The 3013-nt window shown below is 76.0% G+C and carries 3 protein-coding genes; 2 read left to right on the top strand and 1 reads right to left on the bottom strand.

Annotation, left to right across the window (positions count from 1 at the left end; all coding sequences use genetic code 11):
- Positions 1-1363, top strand: a 1363-nt coding sequence (locus ND748_RS29105) for a cell wall metabolism sensor histidine kinase WalK (RefSeq protein ID WP_251749392.1), incomplete at its 5' end; no start/stop codon positions are given.
- 11 nt (positions 1364-1374) lie between these two features.
- Here ND748_RS29105 and ND748_RS29100 read toward each other — a convergent pair.
- Positions 1375-2442, bottom strand: coding sequence for a YafY family protein (locus ND748_RS29100; protein ID WP_251749391.1), 1068 nt, complete (start codon positions 2440-2442; stop codon positions 1375-1377).
- 98 nt (positions 2443-2540) lie between these two features.
- Between ND748_RS29100 and ND748_RS29095 the strand changes: the two genes are divergently transcribed.
- Positions 2541-2990, top strand: a complete 450-nt coding sequence (locus ND748_RS29095; protein WP_251749390.1) for a VOC family protein — start codon at positions 2541-2543, stop codon at positions 2988-2990.
- The last annotated feature ends 23 nt before the right edge of the window (positions 2991-3013 follow it).

Here is a 3013-nt window from a genome sequence, read left to right as displayed (position 1 = left end):
GGCGGGCGGCGCTGCCGGGACCGGTCTGAGCTCGTCGCGGCGCCCGGCCCCCTTCACCGTCGTCTCCGACCGCGAGCGTTACCGGGCGGTGCAGCGCGTCTTCCCGGGCGGTGCCCGGGTGCTCGTCGCGTTGCCGCTGCGGCCGGTCGCGGACACGGTGCGCCGGCTGGTGCGGATCGAGCTGGCGGTCGGGGCGGCGGTGCTCGCCGCGGTGGCCGCCCTGGCCTGGCTGTGGCTCACCCGCGGCCTGCGTCCACTGCGCCAGATGGTCGGCACCGCGGCGGCGATCGCCGCCGGCGACCTCGACCGGCGAGTGCCGGCCGGGCCGCCCAGCTCCGAGACCGGGCAGCTCGCCGCGGCGCTCAACGCGATGCTCGGCCAGATCCAGGCCGCGTTCGCCGCGCGGGTGGCCTCCCAGGACCAGGTGCGCCGGTTCGCCGCGCAGGCCTCGCACGAGCTGCGGACGCCGCTGACGTCCATCCGCGGCTACGCCGACCTGCTGCGGGCCGGGATGGTGCCGGCAGACGAGACCGACCAGGCGCTGCGCCGCATCCAGCAGGAGGCGGCGCGGATGGGCGACCTCGTGGACGACCTGCTCTACCTCGCCCACCTCGACGAACAGCGGCCGATGCGCCGGGTCGAGCTCGACCTCGCCGACCTCGTCCGCGACGCCGTCGCAGACCTGCGCGCCGCCGCCCCCGGCCGCCCGGTGCGCGCGGAGCTCCCGGCGAGCTGTCCCGTCCTCGGCGACCCGGACGCGCTGCGCCAGCTCGTCGGCAACCTGCTCACCAACGCCCGCGTCCACACCCCACCCGACACGGCCGTCGAGATGCGCCTGCACGCCGTGCCCCCGCCGGCCGACGCCGGTGCGCCGGAGCCGGGTCCGGCCGGCCCGGCCGGTCCCGGCGGATCCAAGGCCGGTCCCGAACCGTCGCCCGGTTCCGGCGGGCCGCTGCCGCCCGGCGGCGCCGTGCTCGACGTGATCGATCAGGGGCCGGGTATGCCGCCCGAGGTCGCCGACCACGTCTTCGACCGCTTCTACCGGGCCGCGGACAGCCGGGCCCAGGGCCGCGGCGGCAGCGGACTGGGCCTGTCGATCGTCGCGGCGACGGCGCAGGCCCACGGCGGCCGGGTCGAGGTCACCAGCGCCGCCGGCGCCGGCACCACCTTCCGGCTCCTCCTGCCCCCGCCGACCGCATCCCCGCCCACCGCATCCAAGACGACCGCATCCCCGCCGCTCGGGAACGCCAGCCTCGGGCAGCGGGAACAGGCCGCGGGCGGCAGGCGAAATCTGGCGACGCACCCGAAGAGGACGCACCCGTTGGAGACGGACCCGAAGGGGACAGCGGCCGGACACGCCTGAGGCGGCGGTCGTCACGCTGATGTGGGCGCCGGGGCCGCGACATCGTAGAGGCGAGCGAGGGCGCCGGCGGCGCGAGCCAGGGCGGCGCGGAGCTCGGGGGGATCGAGCACCTCCAGTTCGGGGCCGAGCGCCAGCAGCTCGCCCTGCGCGTGGCGGACCGATTCGATCGGCAGCCGCGCGCGGACCCACCCGTCCGCCTCCGGCGACCCCGCGCCGTCGCTGATGCTCCGGCTGACGGCCGGTGGCAGCCGCAACGGTGCCAGCACGAGCCCGGCCGGGGACAGCCGCACCGTCGCCGTCGCCCGGTACACCTCGGCCTCGTAACGGGCCGTCCAGGCGGCCCAGTAGGCGGCGAGGTCGAAGGCGGGTGGCCGCTCGAACCCTGCCCCGGTCGGCGCCGCCGAAAGGATCTTCCCGACCCGGTACACCCGCGGCCCGGTGGGCGTGCCGTCCCCGTCGACCCGCTCGCCGTCGCCGTCCTTGTCGTCGTTGCCGCCGTCCTCGTCCGGGGGCACAGCGGCAACCAGGTACCAGGTGCCGCTTTTGAGGACGACGCCGAGCGGGTCGAGGACACGGTCGACCTCGCGGGGAGCCCGCCAGCGCCGGTAGGTGACCCGGATGCGGCGCTGTGTCCAGACGGCGTCGGCGACCTCGGCGAGCAGCGGCGTGTCCTCGGTCGCCCGGAACCAGCCGGGCGCGTCGAGGTGGAAGCGCTCGCGCACCCGGCCGGCCCGCTCGCGCAGCGGCTCCGGCAGCGCCGCCAGCAGTTTCAGCTCGGCCGCCGCGAGCATCGCACCGAGACCCAGCTCGGCGGCGGCCGCCGGCATCCCGGCGAGAAAGAGCGAGTCGGCCTCGTCCGCGGTCAGTCCCGTCAGCCGGGTGTGGTAGCCGGCGAGCAGCCGGTAGCCGCCGGTGACCCCACGGTCGGCCAGGACGGGTACGCCGGCCTGCGCGAGGGAGTCCAGATCCCGGTGGACGGTCCGGACGGACACCTCCAGCTCCTCGGCGAGCTGGCGCGCCGTCAGTTTGCCGCGTGTCTGCAGCAACATCAGGACGGACAGCAGCCGGCTGGCGCGCACGACCGCATTCTCGCGCGCCAATCCTGACAGGGGAAGTCAGGTATCCCGCCCAGGATGGGTAGGGCAGGCGATACCACCAGGTCCGACAGGAGATGACCATGACGGGAACGGAGACGGTCGCCGACACGGCGGTCGAGGAGACGACGGGTGCGGCGGGCGTGCCGACGGCGGTGTGGGCAGGACTGATGCTCGACTGTCCGGACGCCAAGGAGCTTGCCACCTTTTACGCCGAACTGACTGGATGGGGCGTCGGGGGCGCCGACGACGAGGGCGCCTGGGCATTCCTGAGCCCGCCGGGCACGGAGATCATGATCGGGTTCCAGCGGGTGGCGGACTACCGCCCGCCGCGTTGGCCGGATCAGGAGGCACCGCAGCAGGTCCACCTCGACTTCCGGGTCGCGGACCTGCCCACAGCCATCGGCCGCGCCGAGGAGCTCGGCGCCACCCAGGCGGAGTTCCAGCCCGGCGGCGAGCGCTGGCGGGTGTTGCTCGACCCCGCCGGGCACCCCTTCTGCCTGTGCCCGCCGGCCCCCGCCGACGCGGGCTGACGCGGGCCGACGCGGGCTCACGC

Source organism: Frankia sp. AiPs1 (assembly GCF_023716945.1).
Classification (GTDB): domain Bacteria; phylum Actinomycetota; class Actinomycetes; order Frankiales; family Frankiaceae; genus Frankia.
Note: the sequence above shows the minus strand (reverse complement) of the source record. Positions and strands in the feature narration are given on the sequence as shown.

Excerpts from the sequence above, each read along its gene's own strand:
- ND748_RS29095 (WP_251749390.1), top strand. The coding sequence starts at position 2,541 with ATGACGGGAACGGAGACGGTCGCCGACACGGCGGTCGAGGAGACGACG.